Raw genomic sequence first — 25,490 nt, 5'->3', positions numbered from 1 at the left:
TACGGATGAGCTGCAAATGCACCTTATTTGATCCGCATCAGGTTTCGTATCAGCCAAATTCTTCAGTAGCTGTAGGAAAGCGTGAAAATAACTTCATGCAGCGCAACACTGGGCCGCGTCTTGAGGAACCGGGAAGTCCACATGACGCGAAGCTTTCGTGACGTTTCGTTCACACCCCTGTCGAGCACCGCAGACCACCACCTCCCCGCATAACCGCGCCGGGAGCGGGTCATTCTCATCCGTGATGACTGTTATCAGGAAATACGCAACTGCCTGACATTGCGATGGGACAAGCAATTGTTTTAAATTTCAGTAATTACTGAAATTTCGATATATACGAACATGGAAAACAACGTACTCAGCCCGCTCATGCAGCGCTTCATCAGCCATTTCGGCGAAATGGGCAGCCGCTGGGGCATCAATCGCACGGTCGGCCAGATCTACGCCCTGCTCTACATCTGCGGGCGGGCACTCAATGCCGACGAGATTGCCGAGTACCTCAGTTTTTCGCGCTCCAACGTCAGCATGGGCCTCAAGGAGCTGCAGTCCTGGCGCCTGGTGAAGTTGCTGCACAAGCCGGGCGACCGGCGTGAATACTTCGAACCGCCCGGCGATATCTGGGACATCTTCAAGGTGCTGCTGGAAGAACGCCGCCGCCGCGAGATCGAACCCACCCTGTCCATGCTGCGCGACGCCCTGCTGGAGCCGCCCGGCGGACGCGACGACAAGGAAGTCCAGAAGCGCATGCGCGAGATGTATGAACTGATCGAACTGTCCAGTTCCTGGTTCGACGACGTCCAGCGCCTGTCGCCCGAAACACTGGTATCACTGATGAAGATGGGCTCCAAGGTCAAGAAGCTGCTCGATGTACGCGACAAGTTCCGCGTCGGCGGCGCCAACGAGAAGGAATAAGCGTCATGCAAGTCACGCAAACACCCCGCAAATGGCAATGGCCACGCCTGACCCAGCTGCCGCTGGGCGTCGAGATCACCCTCCTGCTGATCATCAAGATCGGCCTGATCACGGTCCTGGCCAAGACCTTCTTCGCCCATCCCGAAGCCAAGCACATGCGCATGCCGCTGCAAAGCGTGGAGCAGCGCATGCTGGCGCCGTCGCCGGCCGTCACGCCGGGCGCTCTCCCCATTCCCGCCAGTTCCTCAAGTTCAGTCAATTCCGCATTACCTGAAGCCACAAAACAACCGGAGTAACCCAACATGGTCCCCATCGATGAAGTCGTCTCGCTGTCACGGCTGCAGTTTGCCGTCACGGCGCTCTATCACTTCCTGTTCGTTCCCCTCACGCTAGGCCTGTCCTGGATCCTGGTCATCATGGAGTCGGTCTACGTCATGACCGGCAACCAGATCTACAAGGACATGACCCGCTTCTGGGGCAAGCTGTTCGGCATCAACTTCGCCATGGGCGTGGCCACCGGCATCACCCTGGAATTCCAGTTCGGCACCAACTGGTCCTACTATTCGCACTACGTCGGTGACATCTTCGGCACGCCACTGGCCATCGAAGGGTTGATGGCCTTCTTCCTCGAATCGACCTTCGTCGGCCTGTTCTTCTTCGGCTGGGACAAGCTCTCCCGCAAGCAGCACCTGATCGTCACCGTGCTGGTGGCGCTGGGCTCGAACCTGTCGGCGCTGTGGATCCTGATCGCCAACGGCTGGATGAACAATCCGGTGGGCGCGGAATTCAACTTCGAGACCATGCGCATGGAACTGGTCAGCATGAGCGAGGTGATCTTCAACCCGGTGGCGCAGGTCAAGTTCGTGCACACCGTGGCCGCCGGTTACGTGACGGCATCGATGTTCGTGCTGGGCGTCTCCGCCTGGTACTTGCTCAAGGCCCGCGACACCGCCTTCGCGCTGCGCTCCTTTGCGGTCGCTGCCGGCTTCGGCCTGGCCGCCACGCTCTCGGTGATCGTGCTGGGGGATGAATCGGGCTACACCGCCGGTGAAGTCAACAAGGTCAAGCTGGCCGCCATCGAAGCCGAGTGGGACACCCACCCCGCCCCGGCCGGCCTGACCCTGTTCGGCCTGCCCAATGACAAGGAAGAACGCACCGACTACGCCGTCAAGATTCCCTACGTGCTGGGCCTGATCGCAACCCGCTCGGCCGATACCCAGGTGCTGGGCATCAAGGACCTCAAGAAGGAACACGAAGCCCGTATCCGCAACGGCATGCTGGCCTATGCCGCGCTGACCCGGCTGAAGTCCGGCGACAAGTCGCCCGAAGCCCGCGCCGAGTTCGACAAGCTCAAGAAGGACCTGGGCTACGGCCTGCTGTTGAAGAAGTACACCAACAACGTGGTCGATGCCACGCCGGAGCAGATCAGCATGGCTGTGAACGACACCATCCCCAAGGTCGCGCCGCTGTTCTGGGCCTTCCGCGGCATGGTGGCGCTGGGCTTCCTGTTCCTGTTCATCTTCGCCGCCTCGTTCTGGTTCCTGGCCAAGAAGCAGCTGGCTCCGCAACGCTGGCTGCTGCGCCTGGCCGTGATCTCGATCCCGCTGCCCTGGATCGCCGCCGAACTGGGCTGGATCGTAGCCGAATACGGCCGCCAGCCCTGGACCATTGCCGGCATCCTGCCGACCCACCTGTCGGCCTCCTCGCTGCAGCCGGGCAGCCTCTACTTCAGCCTGGCCGGCTTCATCCTGTTCTATACCTTCCTGCTGGTGGTGGAAATGATCCTGATGGTGAAGTATGCCCGCCTTGGCCCCAGCAGCCTGCATACCGGCCAATATCACTGGGAAACCAAGGGCCGCGAAAACGGCCCCGACGATGTCCTGCCGCCGCCCCTGAATCCGTCGGCCAATGCCGGCAGCCACTAAGCCACCAGAAGAAATGAGGAAAGCAGAATGATCTTCGATTACGAAACACTCAAGCTGATCTGGTGGGCCTTCGTCGGCGTACTCATCATCGGCTTTGCGCTCACCGACGGCTTCGACTTCGGCGTGGGCATGATGTTGCCCTTTGCCGGCCGCACCGATACCGAACGGCGCATCCTGATCAACTCCATCGGCCCCACCTGGGAAGGCAACCAGACCTGGTTCATCACCGCCGGCGGCGCCACCTTCGCCGCCTGGCCGCTGGTGTATGCCACCGCCTTCTCGGGCTTCTACATCGCCCTGATGGTGTTACTGTTCTCGCTGTTCTTCCGCCCGGTCGGTTTCGACTACCGCAGCAAGGTGGCCGATCCGCGCTGGCGCAATGCCTGGGACTGGGGCCTGTTCATCGGTGGCTTCGTGCCGCCCCTGATCTGCGGCGTGGCCTTCGGCAACCTGCTGCTGGGTGTGCCCTTCCACTATGACGACACCATGCGGGTCGAATATACCGGCAGCTTCTTCGCCCTGTTGAACCCCTTCGGCCTGCTGGCCGGCCTGTTGTCGGTGGCCATGCTGCTGATGCATGGTGCGGCCTTCGCCTTCGTCAAGACCGATGCCGTGGTGGCCGAACGTTCGCGCAAGACCATCATGGGCGCTGCCCTGGCGACGGTCCTGCTGTTCGTGGCCGGCGGCTTCTGGGTAGCCCAGATGCCGGGTTATCGCATCACCTCCATGCCCGACGCCAACAGCGCCTTCACACCCCTGGCCAAGACCGTGGAAGTGGTCGCCGGAGCCTGGTTCGACAACTACGCCAAGTGGCCCGCGACCAAACTGTTCCCGGCGCTGGGCGTGGCCGGTGCGGTGCTGGCAGCGCTGTTGGCCATGGTGCGCAGGGCCCGCCTGGCCTTCGTTGCCAGCGGCCTGTCGGTGACCGGCATCATCCTGACCGCCGGCATGTCGCTGTTCCCCTTCGTCATGCCTTCCTCGCTGGATGCGAAGAGCAGCCTGACCCTGTGGGATTCGGTATCCAGCCACAAGACCCTGGGCCTGATGTTCTGGATGGTGCTGATCTTCCTGCCGCTGATCATTCTCTACACCGGCTGGGTGTATCGCGTGGTCAAGGGCAAGGTCACGGCCAAGGACATTCACGACAACGAACATACGGCGTATTGATTACGCGCAATCGCAAACTGGAACAAGGAGAACATCATGTGGTATTTCGCCTGGATACTCGGCATCGGCCTGGCGCTGGCCTTCGGCATCATCAATGTCATGTGGCTGGAAGCCAACTACGCCTTCGGGCGCCGCAAGGCTGAGGAAACCCACGAGCGCTTCGCCAGCGCCCGCGCGGCGGAAAAGCAGCGGCGCAACGGCAAGTAGGCTCGGAGGAGCAAGCCGGTAGCCCTGCTACCGGCTTTTTTTCAACCCGCTTCGAGGTCATCATGCCTGCATCGCGCTTCCAGCACACCGAAGAGATCGCTCCTGCCCCACGCCACTGGGCCCTGCTGCCCGGCGCCGGTTTCGCCGACAGCTTCCGCATCCGGCTTACGCCGCAACTGGCACAGTTGAACACCACCGAGATCACCGCCAGGATGATGGCCGCGCAACCGGCCTGGATCAGCGCCCTGCTGGCGCTGCGCGACCGACTGGTGGCACCGCTGGGCTTGAAGCGCGCGTCGGACAACGGCGCACCGGCGGGTTTCCCGCTGTTGATGGCCGAGCCACGCCGGGTGGTGATGGGGCTCGATGACAGCCATCTCGACTTCCGTCTCTGTGTGGAAAAGTCGTCCGGCCATGCTGTGGAGGCGACCAATGATGTCGGCAATGTCGGCGATTTCGACGATGTCGGCGACCAGTGGCTGACCGTCACCACCGTCGTACGCACCAAGCGCTGGCTGGGCGAGTTTTATCTGGCCGCAATCATGCCCTTCCACCGTTGCGTGGCCCGCACCCTGCTGCAAGGGTTGCTGCGGGCGTCCGCTCAGCGCAACTAGAGCCTGCTCACCTTCAATCTCCGCGGATTGAATGTGAACCGGCCGTAATCCCTTCCACCCCGCCACCGGCTCCGGGATTTGCCCAAACATCGGAGCAAGCCTGATCTCGAATAGATTGCCAAACAACAATCCATGACGTACGATGTCTTACCACAAGAGCGGACCGGCCTCGCGTCGAGCCCGCCATCAGGGAGATGTCCACCAGGGTCAGCCGCCAGCTCAAGGCTGTCCTGTCTTCCTAGAACCCCGCCGTTTGGCCTTTCTGGACGTTTCACCGGTTTACCGGGATAACGTCTACCCTGACCATGGAGACTTCGATGTCGCAGCAAAACAAGAACACTTCAGCCAATTTCAATCCAACTCGTCGTACAACACTGATGGCCGGCCTAGGCATGGCAGCCACTGCCTTGAGCGCCCGCGCCCAGGGCGTCGATTTCAAACCCAGCCAACGTTACCCCGACCCCAGCGTCGAAGTTCTGGACAAGAGCTTCCTCAAATACCGCCTGTTCAGCTCCGGTGTGGAGCAACTGGCTACCGGCTTCCGCTGGGTCGAAGGTCCGGTCTGGTTTGGTGACGGCCGTTACCTGCTGTTCTCGGATATCCCCAACAACCGCATCATGCGTTGGGACGAAACCACCGGCGCCACCTCGGTCTTCCGCCAGCCCTCCAACAACAGCAATGGCCTGGCGCGGGATCGCCAGGGTCGCCTGCTGGCCTGCGAACACCTGACCCGCCGCGTCACCCGCACCGAATACGACGGCAGCATCACTGTGCTGGCCGATAATTACAACGGCAAACGCTTTAACTCGCCCAACGATATCATCTGCAAGTCCGACGGCTCGATCTGGTTTACCGATCCGCCCTTCGGTATCGCTGGTGAATGGGAGGGCGACAAGCAGGCGTCCGAGCTGCCGCACTCGGTGTATCGCATCGATGGTCGCACCGGCAAGCTCTCGCTGGTGACCGATCAGTTGGCTGGCCCCAACGGACTGGCCTTTTCTCCGGACGAAAAGATCCTCTACATCAACGAATCGCGCGCTACCCCCAATCGCGTGATCTGGGCCTACGACATGAGCAGCGACGGCACCCGTATCGGCAATCGCCGGTTGGCCGTGGATGCGAACGGTCCGGGCGGGATCGATGGCTTCAAGATCGACGTCGACGGCAATCTCTGGTGCGGCTGGGGCAGCAACGGCTCGCTGGACGCCAAGGCAGAGGAACTGGACGGGGTACGGGTCTTCAACCCACAGGGCAAGCCGCTGGCCCACATCCACCTGCCAGAACGCTGCCCCAATCTGGTCTTTGGTGGCGCCAAGAAGAACCGGCTCTTCATGGCCAGCAGCCACTCGCTGTATGCCTTGTATGTGGAAACCCGCGGCGCCGTCTGATTTCGCGCGCCACGAATGAACAATCGCCGCTGGGACCGAAGTCGCAGCGGCGATTTTTTCATCCGCGCTTCCCGTAAAGGGAAGCGCTTGCATCAACGGATCAGACCAGGTTCAGGGTCACGTTGATGTTGTCGCGGGTAGCGTTGGAGTACGGGCAGACTTGGTGAGCCTTGTTCACCAGGTCTTGCGCCACGGCCTTGTCCACGCCCGGCAGCGAGATGTTGAGCTCGGCTTCGATGCCGAAGCCGCCCGGGATCTGGCCGATGCCGACCTTGCCGGTGATGCTGGCGTCAGCCGGCAGGGCAACCTTGGCCTGGCCGGCGACGAACTTCAGCGCGCCCAGGAAGCAGGCCGAATAACCGGCGGCAAACAGTTGTTCCGGGTTGGTGCCGTTACCGCCGGCGCCGCCCAGTTCCTTGGGGGTCGACAGCTTGACGTCCAGGACGCCGTCGGAGGACTTGGCAGAACCTTCACGGCCGCCGGTAGCGGTAGCGGTGGCGGTGTACAGGGCTTTTTCGATCTTGTTCGAGGGCATGGTCTTTCCTTTCAATGTTCAGGTTAAAACCCTAGCGGGTTCCGTTTGAGGGGCATGGCGTCGAAAGATTCGCTTTCGATCACCATCGACTTGCTAAATCATCCTGCTACTTCAGCGACTTCTGCTACTGCGTGATACGTGTATGACGTGTGATGCTTTCGTTTTGCTGCCTGCTGCGATAATGCTATAAATAATTCACTATATTATTGCGCACAATATAAAAGCCAGTGTAACAGGTGCGATCACTGCTCTTCGGCGCCATACAAACCCTTGCGGACTTCCTTCAGCTCCACCACAAGCTGCCTGACCTGATCCAGCGAGGGCAACATGCAGCTCATCTGCAGCGGCACGGCCTTGGCTTTTTCGCGCAGGGAGCGGCCGGCATCGCTCAGGCTCACCACCACCCTGCGCTCGTCACCGGCGTCGCGGTTACGATGCAACAAACCCATCGTTTCCATGCGCTTGAGCAGCGGGGTGAGCGTACCAGAATCCAGGAACAGGCGGCTGCCCAGCTCCGATACGGTCACCTGATCCTTTTCCCACAAGACCATCATCACCAGGTATTGCGGGTAGGTGATATCCAGCGGCGCCAGGATCTTCTTGTAGGCCTTGGTCATTGCCAACGACGCAGAGTACATCGCGAAACAGAGCTGGTTGTCGAGAAGCAGGGCTTCGTCGATCAAGGCATCCGGTAGCGTCGTTGTGTGCGTCTTGTCCATGGATCGAATATTAAACCGCTCAAAATTAAATTGCAAGCGATTTAATTTGAAATATATTGAATCTGTTGTTCAAGGCCATACAACTGCCGTGCAACTTCCGTCTCCACAAATGGGTATCATGCAGCCCTGCTGCTGTTTATCTGCTTACCGCCTATCTCTCCGTTCCCTGACCCGCCCTATGCCTGCCGCCCGCAATCCCCTGCACTCCCTGGACCTGTTCTGCAAGGTCGTCGACAACTATGGGGATATCGGCATCTGCTGGCGGCTGGCGCGGCAACTGGCGCATGAACATGGCCTGGCGGTGCGCCTGTGGGTCGATGATCTGGTCAGCTTCCGCCGCATCTGGCCGGAAGTGCAGACCGATGCCGCCACCCAGGAGCTGGCCGGCGTGACCGTGCAACATTGGCGCGGGCAGGACGGCCACTATGGGCCGGCCGACGTGGCCGATATCGTCATCGAGTTCTTCGGCTGCGAGATCCCGCCTGGCTACGTAGAGGCCATGGCACAGCGTCCGGTCAAGCCGGTCTGGTTCAACCTGGAAGGCTTGTCGGCCGAAACCTGGGTCGAGGGGTGCCACACCCTGCCCTCCCCGCATCGTTCGCTGAAGCTGACCAAGTATTTCTTTTTCCCCGGCTTCAACCAGCGTACCGGCGGCCTCACGGTCGAGGCCGGACTGGAAGCGCAACGGCAGGCTTTCCTGGCCAGCAACGCAGGTCCCGCCCTGCTGGCGCGCCTGGGCGTGACAGCCCAGGAGGCGCAAGCCTGCAAGGTCTCGCTGTTCTGCTATGACTACGCGCCCATCCGCGAACTGTTTGCAAGCTGGCAAGATTCACCGGTGCCGGTCACTTGCCTCGTCCCCGAAGGCGTGGGTCGCGCCGTGGTCGAGGATTTCCTGGCTGCCCCCATGATTCCTGGCGCAGGCGCCACGCGCGGCGCCCTGAGCGTGCGGGTGCTGCCCTTCGTGGCCCAGACCGACTACGACCGCCTGCTCTGGAGCTGTGACCTCAATTTTGTCCGGGGTGAAGATTCCTTCGTACGCGCCCAGTGGGCCGGCAAGCCCTTCATCTGGAATATCTATCACCAGGACAAGAACCTTCACCATACCAAGCTCAACGCCTTCCTGAAGATCTACCACCCTGCCACGGCTGCCGTTGCCGACCTGAACCGGGCCTGGAACGGCGCCTATCCCGGCGAACTCGACTGGCACGCCAACTGGCGCACGCTGCAGACCGAGCTGCCGGTCGTGACCGAGGCTGCAGGGCAGTGGCTGCAGGAGATGTTGGCAAATGGCGACTGGATGGACAATTTGCTCCGCTTCGCCCGTCAGCTGGTCGAGCAAGAGTGGAACAGCGCTGAAAATGGGTTAAAATAGCGGGCTACAGTTTTAACGCAGTTTGGCATTCAATCGTACGTGGGCTTGCGGTGAAGTTTTACCAGTGGGCTACTGACAGTTTGAAAAAACCTACTTTTCACGACACATCGCTATGAAATTTGCAAAAGAAATCCGCGTCGGCAACATCATTATGGTCGACAGCAAGCCCATGATCGTCCTGCGCTCGGACGTCAACGGTTCTTCCCGTACCGGCTTCACCTACAAGTGGAAGATGAAGAACCTGCTGACCAACAGCCCCCAGGAAAGCGTCTTCCGTGGCGACGACAAGTTCGACGTCGTGGTGCTGGACAAGAAGCCGGTGACCTACTCGTACTTCGCTGACCCGCTGTACGTCTTCATGGACGAAGAGTACAACCAGTACGAAATCGAAGGCGAGAACATGGGCGACGCCATCGGCTACCTGAAGGACGGCATGCAGTGCGAAGCCGTGTTCTATGACGGCAAGGCCATCTCGGTCGAAATGCCCACCACCATCGTGCGCAAGGTTGCCTACTCGGAACCGGCCGTCAAGGGCAACACCTCGGGCAACGTCCTGAAGGAAGCCAAGATCGAAAACGCCATCGAAGCCAACCAGATCGTCGTGATGGTGCCGCTGTTCGTGAGCCAGGATGACGACATCGAAATCGACACCCGCACCAACGAATACAAGAAGGTCGTGCGCGGCTGATCCTTGCCGATGCCAATAAAAAACGCTGCCTTGTGCAGCGTTTTTTTATGCCCTTTCAGCCGCCCTCCCGGCGGCCTTCCGCATTCAATTCCCGCTCTTTACCCGCGCCAGGTCCCGTGCCGCCGCCTGTCCTTCGGCACTGGCCCAGAACGCCTTGTCCGCCGCCTGGATGCGCTTGGCCGAATTTTCCATATGCAGCAAGGCCGCCGTGCGCGCCGCGTCGGCATCGCCCGCGCTGATGGCCGCAGCCAGCGCCGCATGCTCGGCGCGCACCTGTTGCACGAACTCGCTGCTGCGCGCCTCGTTCATCCGTGCCACGCGGATGGCGGCATGCAGGAACTGGCTCAGGAACTGCACCAGCGAGGTATAGAGCGGATTATGCGAAGCATTGGAAATGGCCGCATGGAAGGCGAAGTCTTCCTGCACGCCATCGCGGCCAGCTGCGGCAGCGGCATCGATGGCCTGCAAGGCCAGCTGGATGGCCTGGTTCTGCGCCTTGCTGCGGCGCTGCGCGGCCAGCGCCGCCATCTCACCCTCGACCCCACGCCGCAACTCGATCACCCGCAGCACGGCCTGGATGGAATCGCGGCCATCATCCCCACCCAGATCGAGCCGGAACGGCGTGGTCTGTGTCACCGGCAACACGACCGTCCCGCTGCCCCGCCGCGAACCGACCAGGCCTTCCGACTTCAGCCGCGAAATCGCCTCGCGGATCACCGTGCGGCTCACCGCAAAGCGTTCGGTCAGCTCCATCTCCGAAGGCAGGCGCGCATCAGGTGCAAACTCGCCGCCCCGGATCTGCTGCGCCAGAACGCTGGTGACATGGTCAGCCAGCGTGGTCTTGCCGCGCACGTTCGCCGCCATCGTTGCGAGGGCCGATCCCTGCGGCCTGGAGGAGGAGGATGTCTTCATGGCGCGCATGATACCGCGCCATCTTTGGCTTTTGCGACTTCTTTCAAACGTGCGCAAAGTTGTATTACAACTTTGCTATAATCGCTGTCGAACAACGGGCAGACAGCCCAGATACTGCAACCATGCGCCTGGTGCCAGGTCCCCCGACCCAGACCAGCGACCACAGACCACGAGGAGAACACATGCATATCGTCATCACCGGCGGCGCCGGCTTCCTGGGCAGCCGACTGGCACGCCAGCTGCTGCAGCGCGGCACCCTCACCGGCCGCGACGGCCAGCAGCAGGAGATCAAGCGCATCACCCTGCTGGACGTGGTGCCGGCCCAGGGCTTCGATGATCCGCGCATCGAAGCGGTCACCGGCGACATCGCCGACGCCGCCGTGATCGAGCGCGTCATCACCGCCGAGACGCAATCCATCTTCCACCTGGCCGCCATCGTCAGCGGTCACGCCGAGGCCGACTTCGACCTGGGCATGAAGATCAACTTCGACGCCACCCGCGTCATCCTGGAACGCGCCCGCGCCGTCGGCAGCAAGCCGCGCGTGGTGTTCACCAGCTCGGTGGCGGTGTTCGGTGGCGAACTGCCGGCTGTGGTGCCGGACAACACCCTGCTGATGCCGCAAAGTTCCTACGGTGCGCAAAAGGTGATGGGCGAACTGCTGGTGCAGGATTATTCACGCAAGGGTTTCATCGACGGTCGCGCCCTGCGCATGCCCACCATCTCGGTGCGCCCGGGCGCGCCCAACAAGGCGGCCTCCAGCTTTGCCTCCGGCATCATCCGCGAACCGCTCAACGGCCAGCCCTCAGTCTGCCCGGTCACGCCGGAAACCCGCATGTGGCTGATGTCGCCGCGCCAGGCCATCGCCAACCTGATCCACGGCCATGAAATCAATGGCGCCGACCTGGGCCTGGCACGCTTCCTGTCCATCGACGGCCTGTGCGTCACCGTCAAGGACATGGTCGATGCCCTGGAACAGGTGGCCGGTGCGGACGTGGTCAAGCTGATCGAATGGAAGGAAGACGAAGCCATCAAGCGCATCGTCAACTCCTGGCCCGGCCAGTTCGAAGCCAAGCGCGCCAAAGCGCTGGGCTTCACCGCAGATGCCAGCTTCGCCGACATCATCCGCGCCCATATCGAGGATGAAGTAAAGAAGTGAGGAAATGAGCAGCAAGTGAAGTGACTAGCTGCTGCTCTCCACGCAGCAACATGAAGAAAGGGACGACCAGCAACAGGTCGTCCCTTTTCGTTTGCAGCCTCTCCGGGTGGCTTACTGCGCCTTGCCCAGCATGTTGAAGATGCTGGAGAAGTCCAGCTTGCCGGCGCCATTCATGCTGTGGATGTCGTACAGATTGCGGGCCGCCGCCCCCAGCGGGATGGCGCAGTTGGTCGCCAGCGCGTTTTCCACGGCCAGGCCCAGGTCCTTCAGCATCAGGTCCACACCGAAGCCGCCGGCATAGCCCTTGGAAGCCGGCGCGGTATCCATCACGCCGGGGCAAGGGTTATAGACTTCCAGCGTCCAGTTGCGCCCGGAGCTCTTGGACATGATCTCCGACAACACCTTGGGGTCCATGCCATTGGCAATGCCCAGGCGGATGGCTTCCGAGGTCCCGATCATCAGGATGCCCAGCAGCATGTTGTTGCAGACCTTGACGGTCTGGCCGCTGCCACTTTCGCCGGCATGGTAGATGGCCTTTCCCATCTTCTGCAGATAGGGCTGGGCCGCCTCGAAGGCTTGCAGGCTGCCGCCTACCATGAAAGTCAGGGTGCCGGCGGTGGCGCCATTGGTGCCACCGGAGACCGGCGCATCCAGCATCTCGAACCCGCGCTCCCGGGCCGCTGCGGCCACCTTGCGTGCCGCTTCCGGCGCGATGGTGGAGCAGTCGATCAGCAGGGTGCCGGGCTTGGCCGAAGCCAGCACGCCAGCCTCGCCCAGGTAGAGCGACTCCACGTGCCGGCTGGCCGGCAGCATGGTGATGACCACGTCGGCCTTGGCCACCGCCGCCATGGAATCGGCTTCGGTCTTGCCGCCGGTCTGGACCAGCTTGTCCACGCTGGCCTTGACCAGGTCATGACCGCTGACCGAGAAGCCGGCCTTGACCAGGTTCTGCGCCATCGGCAACCCCATGTTGCCCAGGCCGATGAAGACGATGTTGGCGCTCATGCTGCTCTCCTCACTTCAGGGTGATGGTGGTGTTGACCTGGCCAGCCTCTTCATCGGGCGCATACCAGCGCGCGGTGACGGTCTTGGTCTGGGTCCAGAAGGTGACCGCCTGCTTGCCGTTGGGACCGAGGTCGCCCAGCTTGGAAGCACGCGAACCGGTGAAGCTGAAGTAGGCCACCGGCACCGGGATGGGCACGTTGATGCCGACCTGGCCGACGTCGATCTCGTTCTGGAACTTGCGCGCCGCATAACCGGAGCTGGTGAAGATGGAGGTGCCGTTGCCGTTCGGATTGGCGTTGATGAAGGCAATCGCCTCGTCCAGCGTTTCCAGTTCCACGATGCACATGGCCGGGCCGAAGATTTCCTGGGTGTAGATGTCCATCTCGGGCTTGACGCCGGTGAAGACGGTGGGGCCGACGAAGTTGCCCTTCTCGTTGCCGGCCACGGTGCAATTGCGGCCATCCAGCAGCAGCTTGGCACCCTGCTCCACACCGCTGGCGATCAGGCGCTCCACGCGTTGCTTGGCCGCCTGCGAGACCAGCGGGCCGACATCGGCCTTGCGGTCGGTACCCGGGCCGACCTTCATGGCCTTGGAGCGTTCGACGATCTCGGGAATCCACTCGCGGGTCTGGCCCACCAGCACCACCACCGAGTTGGCCATGCAGCGCTGGCCGGCCGCACCGAAGGCCGCGCCCAGCAGGTTGTTGATGGCCTGGTCCTTGGGCGCATCGGGCAGCACGATGCAGTGGTTCTTGGCGCCCATCATGCACTGGGCGCGCTTGCCGGCTTCGCTGGCGCGACGGTAGATATGGGTGCCGACATGGGTGGAACCGATGAAGGAGACCGCCTTGATATCCGGATGGTCGCAGATCATGTTGGCCACGTCCGGGCCCCCATGCACCACGTTGAGCACGCCCGGCGGCAGGCCGGCCTGGTTGGCCAGTTCGACCAGGAACAGCGATGAGGTGGGGTCCTGTTCGGAGGGCTTCAACACGAAGGTATTGCCGCAGGCCACGGCGATGGGGAACATGAAGCAAGGCAGCATCACCGGGAAGTTGAAGGCGGTGATGCCCGCCCCCACGCCCAGCGGCTGGTACAGGGTGTAGACGTCCACCCCGCCGGCCACGTTCTCGGCCAGCTCGCCCAGTTGCAGGGAGGTGATCGAGCAGGCGTGCTCCACCACTTCCAGGCCGCGCATGACTTCGCCTTCGGCGTCCGGCAGGGTCTTGCCGTGTTCACGGGTGATCAGTTCGGCCAGCGGGGCGATGTTCTCGCGCAGCAGTTGCTGGAACTTGAGCATGATGCGCATGCGCTGCGCCAGCGAGGTATTGCGCCAGGTCTTGAAGGTTTCCTTGGCGTTGGCGACGGCGCGATCGACTTCTTCCTTGGTGGCGAAGGGAACGCGGGCCACCACTTCCTGGGTGGCCGGGTTCAGCACGTCGCGCCACTCCTTGGAAGTGGACTGCACCTTTTCACCGTTGAGGTAGAGGGGAACGTTGGGGATATTGGCTTGGCTCATTGCAGTTTCCAGTGTGAAGAGGTGATGAGAGGTCGGGAGAGCACGGCCGGGAGCAGCGCTCCCGGCATGAACGATTACTGCTTGACCAGCGGGCAGGCCGCATCCATCGGACGGAAGGCCTGCTGCGCCGGGATCACCGACAGCAGTTTCAGGTAATCCCAGGCGCCCTTGGATTCGGCCGGGGTCTTGACCTGGTACAGGTACATGTCGTGGATCACGCGGCCATCGGGACGGATGGAGGCATTGCGCATGACGGCGTCGGAGATCGGAATCTCGCGCATCTTCTGCGAAACCACCTTCCAGTCGGAGGTCTTGGCGGCAGAGCGCGCCTTCAGGAACTGATAGACGCTGGAATAGACACCGGCCTGCACCATGGTCGGCTTGATGTTCTTGAACTGCGATTCGAAGCGCTTGGAGAAGGCGCGCGTCTGCTCGTCGTAATCCCAGTAGAACCCATCGGTATAGACCAGCCCCTGTGCCGCCTCCAGACCCAGCGCATGCACATCCGACAGGAACACCAGCAGCGCCACCAGACGCTGGTCCTTGCCGCCGATGGCGAACGAGCGCGCCTGCTTGATGGCGTTGACCACGTCGGTGCCACCATCGGCCAGGCCGATCACCTGTGCCTTGGACGCCTGCGCCTGCAGCAGGAAGGACGAGAAGTCCGAGGCGTTCAGCGGGTGGCGCACCGAACCCACCACCGTGCCGCCATTGGCCTTGACCACATCGGAGGCATCCTTCTCCAGCGAATGACCGAAGGCATAGTCCACCGTCACGAAGTACCAGGACTTGTTGCCCAGCTTGGTCAGCGCCGCCGCTGCACCAGCGGCCTGGGAGTAGGTATCGAACATCCAGTGGAAGCCGTTGGGCGCACATTCGGCGGTGGTCAGCGCACCGGTGGCCGGGCCGCTGTACATGGCGATGCCGCCCTTGTCCTTGATCAGCTTCTGCACTGCCAGCGCGACCGAGGAATTGGTCAGGTCGGCGATGGCCTCGACCTTGTCGCGATCCAGCCATTCGCGGGCACGGGTCACGCCCACGTCGGGCTTGTTCTGGTTGTCAGCCGAGAGCACCTCTATCTTCATGCCCTTGCATTCATTCTTGAGGCAATCCTCCACGGCCATCTTGGCCGCCACCACCGAGCCCTGGCCGCCCATGGCCGAATACGGGCCGGACATGTCGGTCAGCACACCGATCTTGACCGTGTTGGCATCCTGCGCCATCGCATTGGTGACGGGCGCCACGCTGGCCACCAGCGAAACGGTACAGGCCACCGCAGCGGCCGAGAGGGAACGGCCGAAAGCGTTCTTGCGCATCTTGTCTCCTTGATCTTGTGATTGTTGTCGGCCTGCCCGGTGGGTATCGATGCGCTCGATATCCCGATGCCGGACCTTGCCGTGATCCTCCTGCCGCCTGGCGACCTCTGCACCACTTGGGTGCCATTGCGGCCCCGCTATTCTGCATGTGCGTATTTATCGATACAATAACCACAAATACAAAACGCTTTTGCATAAATGCAAATCCAAGATCAGGAAAAGCCATGGAGACGAGATGCTGGACTGGGACAATCTGAGGGTCTTCCTCGAACTCACGCGCAGCCAGGGGCTGGTGGATGCGGCCAAGAAATTGGGCATCGACCACTCCACCGTCTCGCGCCGGATGAAGCGCTTCGAGGAACAGGTCGGCAGCCAGCTGTTCGACCGCAACAACCACGGCTACAAGCTGACCGCCGACGGCTATCGGCTGGTGCAATACGCCGAACAGGTGGAAAGTACCCTCTACGCTGCCACCGAGGAACTGGGCGGCCACAACAGCAAGCTCTCCGGCCAGGTCCGCCTGGGTGCCACCGAAGGTTTCGGCACCTACGTCCTGGCGCCGCACATTGCCCACTTCTGCGCCCGCAATCCGCATATCACGGTGGACATGCTGCCCATGCCGCGCTTCGTGAACCTGTCCAAGCACGAGGCCGACATCAGCGTCTCCATCGAGCGTCCCTTGTCGGGTAATTACGTGGTCACAAAACTGTCCGACTATGTCCTGAAGCTTTATGCTTCACGTGAGTACCTGGCCCAGCACCCGACCATTCACACCGTGTCTGATCTGGCGCAACATAACTTCATCGGCTACATCGACGATCTGGTCTTCAGTGAAGAATTGCGCTACAAGGATACGGTGGCGCCGGACGCCTTCCGCGCCTTCCGCAGCACCAGCGTGGTGGCGCAGTACACGGCGGCCTGCGCCGGGCGCGCGCTGGCGATCCTGCCCTGCTTCCTGGCCCAGCAATCCGAGCAACTGGTGCCGGTGCTGCCCGATGAGATCGCCATCACGCGCACCTTCTGGCTGGTGGCCTCCAGCGAGCAGCGGCATGTGGCGCGGGTCTCGGCGCTGTGGAGTTATCTGCGCGAATGCGTGGAGCTCAACCGCGACTTCCTGATGGGCCAGTCGCGGCAGATGCGCTGGCTGGACTCGCCGTAGATCGACAAGACATCCGTTCCAACCCGGCCGCTGCGCGCCCTCCCCGCGCCCGGCGGTCCTTCCCCCAAGGAGATGATGATGGCTGCAAAGAAGATCCTGCTGTTGACCGGTGATTTCGCCGAAGACTACGAAACCATGGTGCCCTTCCAGGCGCTGCAGATGGTGGGCCACACCGTACACGCGGTCTGCCCCGGCAAGAAGGCCGGCGACAAGGTCAAGACCGCCATCCACGACTTCGAAGGCGACCAGACCTATACCGAGAAACCCGGCCACCAGTTCGCCCTCAACGCCAGCTTCGACGAGGTCAGCGCGGCCGGCTACGACGCCCTGGTGGTGGCCGGTGGCCGCGCCCCGGAATACCTGCGCCTGAATCCCAAGGTGATCGAACTGGTGCAGGCCTTCGCCAAGGCCGACAAGCCCATCGCCGCCGTCTGCCACGGTCCGCAGGTGCTGGCTGCCGCCGGCGTGCTGGAAGGCAAGAAGGTCTCGGCCTACCCGGCCTGCGCACCGGAGGTGAAACTGGCCGGTGGACAGTTCGCCGACATCGCCGTAGATGCCGCCATCACGGATGGCAAGCTGGTCACCGCCCCGGCCTGGCCCGCCCATCCGGCCTGGCTCGCACAATTCCTGCAGGTACTGGGGACGCGTATCGAACTCTGAAGACAGCTGTAGCCATGACGAAAGCGCATCCCGCGGGCTGCGCTTTTTTCATGTCCAACGAAAGATCATTCGCATTTTCATATGAGCAATTGTGAGGAAGAAGATCGTTGATGAACAAGGCTTCATTCCACAGGGAAAGATTGCCAGAATGAATTTTGCTCACGTTTTGACATATCGCAATCAGTCCCAGGCGGTGGGTGTCGCGTTCGCGTTATAAAGCTAGCCTTTCTCGTTGCACGGCGTGCAACCGGAAACGCGTCTGCAAGTTCGGCAGGCGACACCCACGCAGCTGGAGAACAAATCAGATGATCGTCGTGCACATCCTGGACGGCTGACCCGGCCACCCACCAGGCGTGTCCCTGCCTGATCCGACCCGACGGATCGCCGAAGCACCGGACCACTCATTCCCATTCACACCCACGCCGTCCACAGGCCCATCCGGCCCGCGGACCGGGCATCGTTTTGCCATTGCCATCGCCATTGCCATCGTCTTACGCCTATGAAGATCAACGACTTGCCCCAGGACCTAGTCCCTCGTGTCGACCAAGGTGCCTCCCCATCCCTCGATCCGTCCCACGATCTGCCCCACCACCGCATCAGCCAGGCCAAGCCGCCCGTCCTGCTCCATCCAAAGGCCGGCCTCATCGGCACGCCGGCCGATGACGAAGCCGGGTACCCCTTCCCGGCCCAGGCCACGCTCATGTCCAGCACCGACACCAGCAGCGTGCTGACCTATGCCAACTCCAGCTTCGTCGACATCAGCGGCTTTTCCCGCGACCAGCTGATCGGCCAGCCACACAATATCGTTCGCCATCCCGACATGCCGCGTGAAGCTTTCGCCGACATGTGGGCCACCCTGCGGCAGGGACAGGCCTGGACCGCCGTGGTCAAGAACCGCCGCGCCGACGGCCATCATTACTGGGTCCGCGCCAACGTCGCGCCGATCCGCCGGGGCGGCCAGATCCGCGGCTTCCTGTCGGTGCGCACCCGTCCCTCGACTGCCGAAATCAGCGCGGCGGCGGCGCTCTATCGCCGCTTCCGCGAGGGCCGCGCTCAGGGGTTGCACTTCTGTCAGGGCCTGGTGGTCCGCCGGGGATTATGGTCGTGGACGCGGCTGGGCCAGCTCATGCCGGTACGCTGGCGCCTCCGACTGGCTCTGGGTGCCGTTGCCGTGACGACCATCGGGGCCCAGGCGCTGCTGAATGCACCGCTGCTGCCGCTGACCGTGAGCCTGCTGCCGGCACTGGGCGTGGCCGGCTGGTGGCTGGAACGACGCCTGGCTGCGCCGCTGGCGCTGGTACTGCAACAGGCCAAGGCGGTCGCCTGCGGCCAGCCAGCCCAGACCCAGGGCCTGGATCGCATCGACGAGATCGGACAGCTGCTGCGTGCGGTCAACCAGGCCGGGCTGAACCTGCGCGCCCTGATCGACGATGTTTCCGCCCAGCTCGCTGGACTCGATCAAGCCAATCACCAGATCGCCGACGACAACGCCGACCTGCGCCAGCGCACCGCCGCCACCCATGCCCATCTGCAGCAGACCGCCGCGGCGGCCGAGCAGATGTCGGTGGCAGTGCGGCATAGCGCCGATACGGCTCAGGCCGCCCATGCCCAGGCGCAACAGACCAGCGAGGCGGCCGCGCAGGGGCGCGAGATCGTGATGCAGGTGGTGCAGACCATGCACGAAATCGCCCAGTCCTCGACCCAGATCGGCGAGATCAATGGCCTCATCGACAGCATCGCCTTCCAGACCAACATCCTGGCCCTGAATGCGGCCGTCGAAGCCGCCCGCGCCGGTGAGGCCGGACGCGGCTTTGCCGTGGTGGCAGCCGAAGTGCGCACCCTGGCCCAGCGCAGCGCCAACGCCGCGCATGAGATCAAGGCCCTGATCAGCCAGAGCGTGGCCAAGAGCCAGGCCGGCGCCACCCGAGCCGAACAGGCAGGCGCCGCCATCGACGGCATCGTCAGCGAGGTGGATGGAATGCGCAGCCTGATCGGCGATATCTCCAGCAGCGCGATCGAACAAAGCCAGGGTGTGGCCCAGGTCAGCGAATCGGCCCTGATGCTGGACCGCATGACCCAGCAGAACGCCGACATGGTCGAGCACTCCGCCGCCGCCGTGGCCGCCATGCAGGAACGCATGGCCACCTTGCGCCAGGCGATCAAGGTGTTCGAGCACGACTGACGCCCCTCCCACCCCCTCTGCAGCCCTCCCCCGGGCTGACGGCGGAACCGCTAGAATCGCGGTTCCGCTGCGTTTTTCGCCGATGGCACAATATCGGCGGCGCTGGCCCGTCTTCAGGGCATGCAGCCCACTTCCCTACTCTCCCCGATGAGCGACCAGGACCGCGAGATCACCGCCACCGTCATGCGCGAGCGCAGCCGGCTGGGCGGCTTCATCCGCCGCCGGGTGGCCGACGCGGGCGAAGCCGAAGACATCCTGCAGGAAGTGTTCTATGAGTTCGTCCAGGCCTACCGCCTGCCGGAGCCTATCGAACAGGTCAGCGCCTGGCTGTTCAGGGTGGCGCGCAACCGCATCATCGACCGCTTCCGCAAGAAGAAGGAAGAACCGCTGCCCGAGTCCCGCGATGCCGAGGACATCGACGGCGCCGACCAGGCCTGGCGACTGGACCTGCTGCTGCCGGCCAGCGAAGACGGACCGGAGGCGGCCTATGCCCGCGCCGCCCTGATCACTGCCCTGCAGGAAGCGCTGGAGGAATTGCCCGAGGCACAGCGCGAGGTCTTCATCGCGCACGAACTCGATGGCAAGAGTTTCAAGGAAATGGCGGCCGACAGTGGCACCAGCCTCAATACCCTGCTGGCGCGCAAGCGCTACGCCGTCCTGCACCTGCGTGAACGCCTGCAGGCGGTCTATGACGAATTGGAGATGTAATGGAACACATGGAAGACAAGCAAACCGATCAAGGACCGGATCACCAACCCCTGCGTCACCGTGGCGGTCGTGGCTGGTGGCTGGGCAAGCTGGCGCTCTGCGTGCTGATCCTGCCGCTGCTGGGCGGGGTGGTAATGCTGCTCTGGAACTGGGTGATGCCGCCGATTTTCCCCGGGGTCAACCCGATCGGCTTCTGGCGCGCGCTGGGCCTGCTGGCCTTGTGCCGGATACTGTTCGGTGGTTTCCGGGGCCGCCACGGCGGCTGGCAGGAGAAGCGCCGCTTCATGCGCGCACGCTGGGAAGCCATGACACCCGAAGAACGTGAACGCTGCGGACGTCGCGGACGCATGTTCTGCCGTGGTCGCGACGAACGCTGACTCCGGCCGTCAACGAGCCGTCAGGTAACGCTAGCGATTACCAGCGACCCACGAAGGCGTCCCCTTCTCCAGGAAGGCCCGCAAACCCTCCCGTCCCTCGTCCGATGCGCGCAGGTCGGCGATGACCCCGGCGGTGTATTCCGACAGCGCCGGCGTGACCTGCAGGGGACTGGCCACCTGCACCAGTTGCTTGGCCGCGCGCATGGCCTGCGGCCCGTTGGCCAGCAAGGTATCGATCAATTGCAGCACCTTGCCGTCGAGCTCGGAGGCCAGCGTCACTTCGTGGACCAGGCCGATGGCAGCGGCGCGCACGGCGGAAAAACGCTCGCCCGAGACGAAGAAGCGCCTGGCCTGTGACACCCCCATCTTGGCGATCACATAGGGGCTGATGGCCGCTGGCGCCAGGCCCAGCTTGACCTCCGAGAGCGCGAAGAAGGCCGCTTCCGACGCCACCACGATATCGCAGCACGACACCAGCCCCACGCCCCCGCCCATGACCGCGCCCTGCACCTTGGCCAGCGTCGGCGCCGGGAAGCCGTTGAGGGTTTCCATCAACAGCGCCAGCTTGCGGGCGTCGCGCAGGTTGTCCTCGCGCGAAGCATCGGCCATGCGCCGCATCCAGGCCAGGTCGGCACCGGCCGAGAAGGATTTGCCGGTCGAGCTCAGCAACAGCAGTCGGGTGCGTGGATCATCACGGGCCTGGGTGATCAGGTCGATCAGCAGCGCGATCAACTGGTCGTCGAAGGCGTTGTGCACGTCCGGCCGGTTCAGCGTGAGCGTGGCCAGGCCACGGGAATCGATGTCGAGATGGGCTGCGCTGCTCATGGGGGCTCCTGTGATCTGTCTGACCTTGCATTGGTGACGAAGGTCAGGGTGCGGGGAGGATAGCGCAAAAAAGGGAGAGTGAATGTTATGGCGGAGACAAATGCGCGCGGGCGGCGCTGTGGGGGTGAGGAGGGATTCGGCCGCCAAACAAAAAAGCCCGCTTGCGCGGGCTTTGGTTGACTGGGTTGGCCTGGATTGCTTTCGGTACGCGTTCAATCGTCGGCTAACGCTCGCTGCGCGAGCGAGGGATTCGCCCACGTGCCGCGGGCCCGGTTTCGCTTGCAAGCGAAACCCTTCGAATCCCCCCCGCGATGTGCTCAAGCACATCGCTAGGTGACGCCAAACAAAAAAGCCCGCTTGCGCGGGCTTTAGTTGACTGGGTTGGCCTGGATTGCTTTCGGTGCGCGTTCAGTCGTCGGCTAACGCTCGCTGCGCGAGCGAGGGATTCGCCCACGTGCCGCGGGCCCGGTTTCGCTTGCAAGCGAAACCCTTCGAATCCCCCCGCGATGTGCTCAAGCACATCGCTAGGTGACTCCAAACAAAAAAGCCCGCTTGCGCGGGCTTTTTTATCTGGCGTCCCCTGGGGGATTCGAACCCCCGTACTCACCGTGAAAGGGTGATGTCCTAGGCCTCTAGACGAAGGGGACAAAACGGTTACAACTGCAAAATTCCTCGAATCAGCTCTTCCACTAATTCACCCCACATATCCATGTGAGTCGCTGGTGGAGGTAAGCGGGATCGAACCGCTGACCTCTTGCATGCCATGCAAGCGCTCTCCCAGCTGAGCTATACCCCCTGCGAAAGGAAAAGTCCCAAACTCCGGACTATCCAACCTCAAGGTAGACTGATCGGTCAGATCAGACTACTTACTACCTGGCGTCCCCTGGGGGATTCGAACCCCCGTACTCACCGTGAAAGGGTGATGTCCTAGGCCTCTAGACGAAGGGGACAACGTACTGCTTCATACCTGTGCTGCTTGCTGGGTGACAGCACAGATATCAGAATCTGGCGTCCCCTGGGGGATTCGAACCCCCGTACTCACCGTGAAAGGGTGATGTCCTAGGCCTCTAGACGAAGGGGACAAGCAGGTACTTCAATTCACTTCTACATCTCAAGCTTCGCCTGAAATATCACCGCCAAACATCTGCGGGTCGCTGGTGGAGGTAAGCGGGATCGAACCGCTGACCTCTTGCATGCCATGCAAGCGCTCTCCCAGCTGAGCTATACCCCCGTTGCGAAGAAGCGAGATTATGCAATACCTATTTTCAAAAGACAACATCTTTTTGAAGAATTATTTCCTTTTCTCAAACATATGCCGCCAAACGTGCCTGAACAGCCTCACGACCGAACAATTGCAGCACGGCGTCAATGGCCGGGGTCTGCAATTGACCGGCGACGATCAGGCGCAAGGGCATGGCCAGCTGCGGCATCTTGATGCCATGCGCCGCCAGGACTTCCTTGATCATCGGGGCGATGGCTTCCTTGGCCCATTCCACCGTGGCCACGCGCTGGGCGAAGTCGGCCAGGGCCGGCTTGATGGCATCGGTGATGTGCTGGGCCACCAGCGCTGCGTCGGGGGCCGGCTGGCGGTAGAACATCAGGGCCGCAGCGGCAATTTCGTTGACCGTATTGGCGCGATCCTTCAGCAAGCCGATCACGGCCGCCAGGTCCGGGGCGCCTTCGAAGACGGCGCCCTGCGCTTCCAGCAGCGGGCGCACCAGGCCGGCCAGGCGGGTGTTGTCTGCCAGCTTGATGTAATGGTTGTTGAGCCAGTTCAGCTTTTCCGGGTTGAATTGCGCCGGGGCCTTGGTCAGGTGGTCCAGGTCGAACCATTCGCAGAACTGCTGCATCGAGAAAATCTCGTCGTCGCCGTGGCTCCAGCCCAGGCGGGCCAGGTAGTTCAGCATGGCTTCGGGCAGGTAGCCCTGGGCCGGGTAGTCCATCACGCTGACCGCGCCGTGGCGCTTGGACAGCTTCTCACCATCGGCGCCCAGGATCATGGGGACATGGCCGTATTCAGGCAGCGTGCCACCCAGGGCCTTGAGGATGTTGATCTGGCGCGGGGTGTTGTTGACATGGTCGTCGCCACGGATGACGTGGGTGATCTTCATGTCCCAGTCGTCCACCACGACGCAGAAGTTGTAGGTCGGGGTGCCATCCGGGCGGGCGATCACCAGGTCGTCCAGCTCGCGGTTGGAGATGGTGATGGGGCCCTTGACCACGTCGTTCCAGCTGACCTCGCCGTCCTGCGGGTTCCTGAAGCGCACCACCGGCTTGCGCTCTGCGGGGATGGCCGGCAGGGTCTTGCCCGGCTCCGGGCGCCAGGTGCCGTCGTAACGCGGTTTTTCGCCGGCGGCGCGCTGGCGTTCGCGCATGGCTTCCACTTCCTCGGGGGTGCAATAGCAGTGGTAGGCCGTGCCCTGTGCCAGCATCTGGCCGATCACTTCGCGATAGCGATCCATGCGCTTCATCTGGTAGAACGGACCCTCGTCATGCTCCAGGCCCAGCCATTGCATGCCCTCGATGATGGCCTGCACCGCTTCCGGGGTGGAACGCTCGACGTCGGTATCCTCGATGCGCAACACGAAGGTGCCGCCGAAGCGACGGGCATAGGCCCAGGAGAACAGCGCCGTGCGGGCACCGCCCAGGTGCAGATAGCCGGTGGGACTGGGAGCGAAACGGGTACGTACTTGAGTGGCAGTCATGATCGGGAATGAAAAACCAAAACGGCCTTGGCACGCCAAAGCCGTACAACGGTCAGGAATGGAATCGGAAAGGCGTCATTTTAACGCCTTTGCAGGCGGGCACGCCATGCCGGCGGCCCGCCCGGGAGGCTCAACCGGCAACGCTCAGTCGTTCTGCACCACGATGCTGGGGAACTTGCTGGACATGTCGCGCGCCTTCTCGGCCACCTTCACGGCTACCTTGCGGGCGATGGCCTTGTAGATCTCGGCCACCTTGCCCTGCGGATCGGCCACCACGGTGGGGGTGCCGGAGTCGGTCTGCTGGCGGATTTCCATGGTCAGCGGCAAGGCGCCCAGGAAGTCCACGCCGAAATCGGCGCACATCTTCTCGCCGCCACCCACGCCAAAGATGGGCTCGGCATGGCCGCAGTTGGAGCAGACGTGCATGCTCATGTTTTCCACGATGCCCAGGATGGGAATGCCGACCTTCTCGAACATGCGCAAGCCCTTGCGCGCATCCAGCAGGGCGATGTCCTGGGGTGTGGTCACGATCACGGCGCCGGTGACCGGCACCTTCTGCGACAGCGTCAGCTGCACGTCGCCGGTGCCGGGGGGCATGTCGACGATCAGGTAGTCGAGGTCGCGCCAGTTGGTCTGGTCCAGCAGTTGCTGCAGGGCCTGGGTGACGATGGGGCCGCGCCAGACCATGGGTTCGTCGGGGTCGATCATGAAACCGATGGAGGAAACCTGCAGGCCGTGGTTCTCCAGCGGCTCCATGGTCTTGCCATCCTTGGTTTCGGGCTGGCCGGAGATGCCCATCATCATGGGCTGGGAGGGGCCGTAGATATCGGCATCCAGGATGCCTACGCGCGCGCCCTCGGCCGACAGCGCCAGCGCCAGGTTGACCGCCGTGGTGGACTTGCCCACGCCGCCCTTGCCGGAAGCCACTGCAATGATGTTCTTGACGTTGCTCTTGAGCTTGATGCCGCGCTGCACCGCATGGGCCACGATCTTGAAATAGACGTTGGCTTCCACGCCGGTCACGCCGGGCAGCTTGCCCAGCGCCTCTTCGACCCTCTGGCGCATCGGTGCGACCTGGCTGGCCGCCGGGTAACCCAGTTCCACGTCCAGCAGCACGCGGCCGCCCTCGACGCGGATGTTGCGGGCTTCCTTGCCCCGGATCAGGTCTCGGCCGGTATTGGGGTCGATCACCTGCAACAGGGCCGCCTTGATCTCTTCCACGGTAATGCTCATTGTTTCTCCTTGCTCAGAACCCGCAAGTCTAAACCAATCGGGCCCGTGCCGCCCCGGAGCGGGATCAAACCGGGGGCCGCACCACCGCCCCCAGGCAAGCCCAAGCCATTGCAATGGAGCAACTACTGCGCCCAAGGGCCGCTGGCTGATAGAATGCCCCTCTTTCATGGCAGTTTCCGGCTGCCTCAATCAACCCTCTTGCATC

Annotated in this window: 24 protein-coding genes and 5 tRNA genes; 15 read left to right on the top strand and 14 right to left on the bottom strand. The window is 62.7% G+C overall.

From position 1 onward, the window contains the following. The first annotated feature begins 342 nt into the window (after positions 1-342). From ACEOAC_RS09825 to ACEOAC_RS09795, 7 genes are all read left to right on the top strand, one after another. A complete protein-coding gene (locus ACEOAC_RS09825; RefSeq protein WP_413443987.1) occupies positions 343-912 on the top strand; it encodes a GbsR/MarR family transcriptional regulator in 570 nt (189 codons plus the stop codon). A 5-nt stretch (positions 913-917) separates the two neighbouring features. Continuing rightward, positions 918-1,208: a hypothetical protein gene (locus ACEOAC_RS09820; protein ID WP_413443988.1), complete on the top strand. Its 291-nt coding sequence runs from the start codon at positions 918-920 to the stop codon at positions 1,206-1,208. A gap of 6 nt (positions 1,209-1,214) precedes the next feature. Next, entirely contained in the window at positions 1,215-2,837 is a 1,623-nt protein-coding gene (locus tag ACEOAC_RS09815) for a cytochrome ubiquinol oxidase subunit I (RefSeq protein ID WP_413443989.1), read from the top strand. A gap of 27 nt (positions 2,838-2,864) precedes the next feature. Further along, positions 2,865-4,004, top strand: a complete 1,140-nt coding sequence (cydB, locus tag ACEOAC_RS09810) for a cytochrome d ubiquinol oxidase subunit II (protein ID WP_413443990.1) — start codon at positions 2,865-2,867, stop codon at positions 4,002-4,004. Between the two features lie 36 nt (positions 4,005-4,040). Next, positions 4,041-4,211, top strand: a complete 171-nt coding sequence (gene cydX / locus ACEOAC_RS09805; protein WP_006464422.1) for a cytochrome bd-I oxidase subunit CydX — start codon at positions 4,041-4,043, stop codon at positions 4,209-4,211. Between the two features lie 62 nt (positions 4,212-4,273). Further along, entirely contained in the window at positions 4,274-4,825 is a 552-nt protein-coding gene (locus ACEOAC_RS09800; protein ID WP_413443991.1) for a DUF2867 domain-containing protein, read from the top strand. Between the two features lie 392 nt (positions 4,826-5,217). Beyond that, positions 5,218-6,213, top strand: coding sequence for an SMP-30/gluconolactonase/LRE family protein (locus tag ACEOAC_RS09795; protein WP_413443992.1), 996 nt, complete (start codon positions 5,218-5,220; stop codon positions 6,211-6,213). 100 nt (positions 6,214-6,313) lie between these two features. Here the strand turns inward: ACEOAC_RS09795 and ACEOAC_RS09790 are convergent, their stop codons facing one another. Together ACEOAC_RS09790 and ACEOAC_RS09785 are read right to left on the bottom strand one after the other, a co-directional pair. Beyond that, the gene (locus ACEOAC_RS09790) at positions 6,314-6,748 is read right to left on the bottom strand and encodes an organic hydroperoxide resistance protein (protein WP_006464419.1); all 435 of its coding nucleotides are present in this window, start codon (positions 6,746-6,748) and stop codon (positions 6,314-6,316) included. Positions 6,749-6,990: 242 nt separating this feature from the next. Then, a complete protein-coding gene (locus ACEOAC_RS09785; RefSeq protein ID WP_241812616.1) occupies positions 6,991-7,467 on the bottom strand; it encodes a MarR family winged helix-turn-helix transcriptional regulator in 477 nt (158 codons plus the stop codon). Positions 7,468-7,645: 178 nt separating this feature from the next. On the opposite strand from ACEOAC_RS09785, the gene earP reads away from it, so the two are divergent. Beyond that, positions 7,646-8,839: an elongation factor P maturation arginine rhamnosyltransferase EarP gene (earP, locus tag ACEOAC_RS09780; protein WP_413443993.1), complete on the top strand. Its 1,194-nt coding sequence runs from the start codon at positions 7,646-7,648 to the stop codon at positions 8,837-8,839. A 112-nt stretch (positions 8,840-8,951) separates the two neighbouring features. Next, positions 8,952-9,527 carry an elongation factor P gene (locus ACEOAC_RS09775; protein WP_006464413.1) on the top strand — a complete coding sequence of 192 codons (576 nt, stop codon included), beginning with the start codon at positions 8,952-8,954 and terminating at the stop codon, positions 9,525-9,527. An 84-nt stretch (positions 9,528-9,611) separates the two neighbouring features. Here ACEOAC_RS09775 and ACEOAC_RS09770 read toward each other — a convergent pair whose 3' ends face one another. Next, complete coding sequence (locus ACEOAC_RS09770; protein WP_077238191.1) at positions 9,612-10,448, bottom strand: FadR/GntR family transcriptional regulator; 837 nt, start codon at positions 10,446-10,448, stop codon at positions 9,612-9,614. A gap of 173 nt (positions 10,449-10,621) precedes the next feature. On the opposite strand from ACEOAC_RS09770, the gene denD reads away from it, so the two are divergent. Continuing rightward, on the top strand, positions 10,622-11,596 hold the full coding sequence (gene denD, locus ACEOAC_RS09765) for a D-erythronate dehydrogenase (RefSeq protein WP_413443995.1): 975 nt from the start codon (positions 10,622-10,624) through the stop codon (positions 11,594-11,596). 111 nt (positions 11,597-11,707) lie between these two features. On the opposite strand, the gene mmsB is transcribed toward denD, so the two are convergent. From mmsB to ACEOAC_RS09750, 3 genes are all read right to left on the bottom strand, one after another. Beyond that, entirely contained in the window at positions 11,708-12,601 is an 894-nt protein-coding gene (mmsB, locus tag ACEOAC_RS09760; RefSeq protein ID WP_413443996.1) for a 3-hydroxyisobutyrate dehydrogenase, read from the bottom strand. Between the two features lie 10 nt (positions 12,602-12,611). Beyond that, positions 12,612-14,120, bottom strand: coding sequence for a CoA-acylating methylmalonate-semialdehyde dehydrogenase (locus ACEOAC_RS09755; RefSeq protein WP_077238188.1), 1,509 nt, complete (start codon positions 14,118-14,120; stop codon positions 12,612-12,614). A 74-nt stretch (positions 14,121-14,194) separates the two neighbouring features. Continuing rightward, entirely contained in the window at positions 14,195-15,436 is a 1,242-nt protein-coding gene (locus tag ACEOAC_RS09750) for an ABC transporter substrate-binding protein (protein ID WP_006464406.1), read from the bottom strand. Between the two features lie 235 nt (positions 15,437-15,671). On the opposite strand from ACEOAC_RS09750, the gene ACEOAC_RS09745 reads away from it, so the two are divergent. From ACEOAC_RS09745 to ACEOAC_RS09725, 5 genes are all read left to right on the top strand, one after another. Continuing rightward, the gene (locus ACEOAC_RS09745; protein ID WP_006464405.1) at positions 15,672-16,595 is read left to right on the top strand and encodes a LysR family transcriptional regulator; all 924 of its coding nucleotides are present in this window, start codon (positions 15,672-15,674) and stop codon (positions 16,593-16,595) included. A 78-nt stretch (positions 16,596-16,673) separates the two neighbouring features. After that, positions 16,674-17,255 (top strand): DJ-1/PfpI family protein, encoded by a 582-nt coding sequence (locus tag ACEOAC_RS09740; protein ID WP_102664432.1) that lies wholly within the window; start codon positions 16,674-16,676, stop codon positions 17,253-17,255. A 499-nt stretch (positions 17,256-17,754) separates the two neighbouring features. Continuing rightward, positions 17,755-19,437, top strand: coding sequence for a methyl-accepting chemotaxis protein (locus ACEOAC_RS09735; RefSeq protein WP_413628814.1), 1,683 nt, complete (start codon positions 17,755-17,757; stop codon positions 19,435-19,437). Between the two features lie 120 nt (positions 19,438-19,557). Beyond that, positions 19,558-20,145: an RNA polymerase sigma factor gene (locus ACEOAC_RS09730; RefSeq protein WP_241812623.1), complete on the top strand. Its 588-nt coding sequence runs from the start codon at positions 19,558-19,560 to the stop codon at positions 20,143-20,145. Then, positions 20,145-20,522: a hypothetical protein gene (locus tag ACEOAC_RS09725; RefSeq protein WP_413445752.1), complete on the top strand. Its 378-nt coding sequence runs from the start codon at positions 20,145-20,147 to the stop codon at positions 20,520-20,522. Before ACEOAC_RS09730 ends, ACEOAC_RS09725 begins: the two co-directional genes overlap by 1 nt. Before the next feature lie 30 nt (positions 20,523-20,552). Here ACEOAC_RS09725 and ACEOAC_RS09720 read toward each other — a convergent pair whose 3' ends face one another. The 8 genes from ACEOAC_RS09720 to apbC all read right to left on the bottom strand — a co-directional run bounded on the left by ACEOAC_RS09720 (position 20,553) and on the right by apbC (position 25,285). After that, positions 20,553-21,347 (bottom strand): enoyl-CoA hydratase-related protein, encoded by a 795-nt coding sequence (locus ACEOAC_RS09720; protein WP_413445751.1) that lies wholly within the window; start codon positions 21,345-21,347, stop codon positions 20,553-20,555. Positions 21,348-21,918: 571 nt separating this feature from the next. Beyond that, positions 21,919-21,994: transfer RNA gene (locus ACEOAC_RS09715), tRNA-Glu, on the bottom strand. Positions 21,995-22,067: 73 nt separating this feature from the next. Then, positions 22,068-22,143, bottom strand: a tRNA-Ala gene (locus ACEOAC_RS09710). A gap of 78 nt (positions 22,144-22,221) precedes the next feature. Beyond that, positions 22,222-22,297: transfer RNA gene (locus tag ACEOAC_RS09705), tRNA-Glu, on the bottom strand. A gap of 56 nt (positions 22,298-22,353) precedes the next feature. Further along, positions 22,354-22,429: transfer RNA gene (locus ACEOAC_RS09700), tRNA-Glu, on the bottom strand. A gap of 73 nt (positions 22,430-22,502) precedes the next feature. Continuing rightward, positions 22,503-22,578 (bottom strand) — tRNA-Ala (locus ACEOAC_RS09695). A 73-nt stretch (positions 22,579-22,651) separates the two neighbouring features. Continuing rightward, positions 22,652-24,052, bottom strand: a complete 1,401-nt coding sequence (gene gltX, locus ACEOAC_RS09690; protein WP_413445116.1) for a glutamate--tRNA ligase — start codon at positions 24,050-24,052, stop codon at positions 22,652-22,654. Between the two features lie 144 nt (positions 24,053-24,196). Continuing rightward, a complete protein-coding gene (gene apbC / locus ACEOAC_RS09685; RefSeq protein WP_006465465.1) occupies positions 24,197-25,285 on the bottom strand; it encodes an iron-sulfur cluster carrier protein ApbC in 1,089 nt (362 codons plus the stop codon). Between the last annotated feature and the right edge of the window lie 205 nt (positions 25,286-25,490).

The organism is Herbaspirillum frisingense, assembly GCF_047325095.1.
GTDB classification, from domain to species: domain Bacteria; phylum Pseudomonadota; class Gammaproteobacteria; order Burkholderiales; family Burkholderiaceae_D; genus Herbaspirillum; species Herbaspirillum frisingense.
The sequence above is the reverse complement of the archived record's forward strand: the minus strand, read 5'-3'. Positions and strand labels throughout refer to the sequence as shown.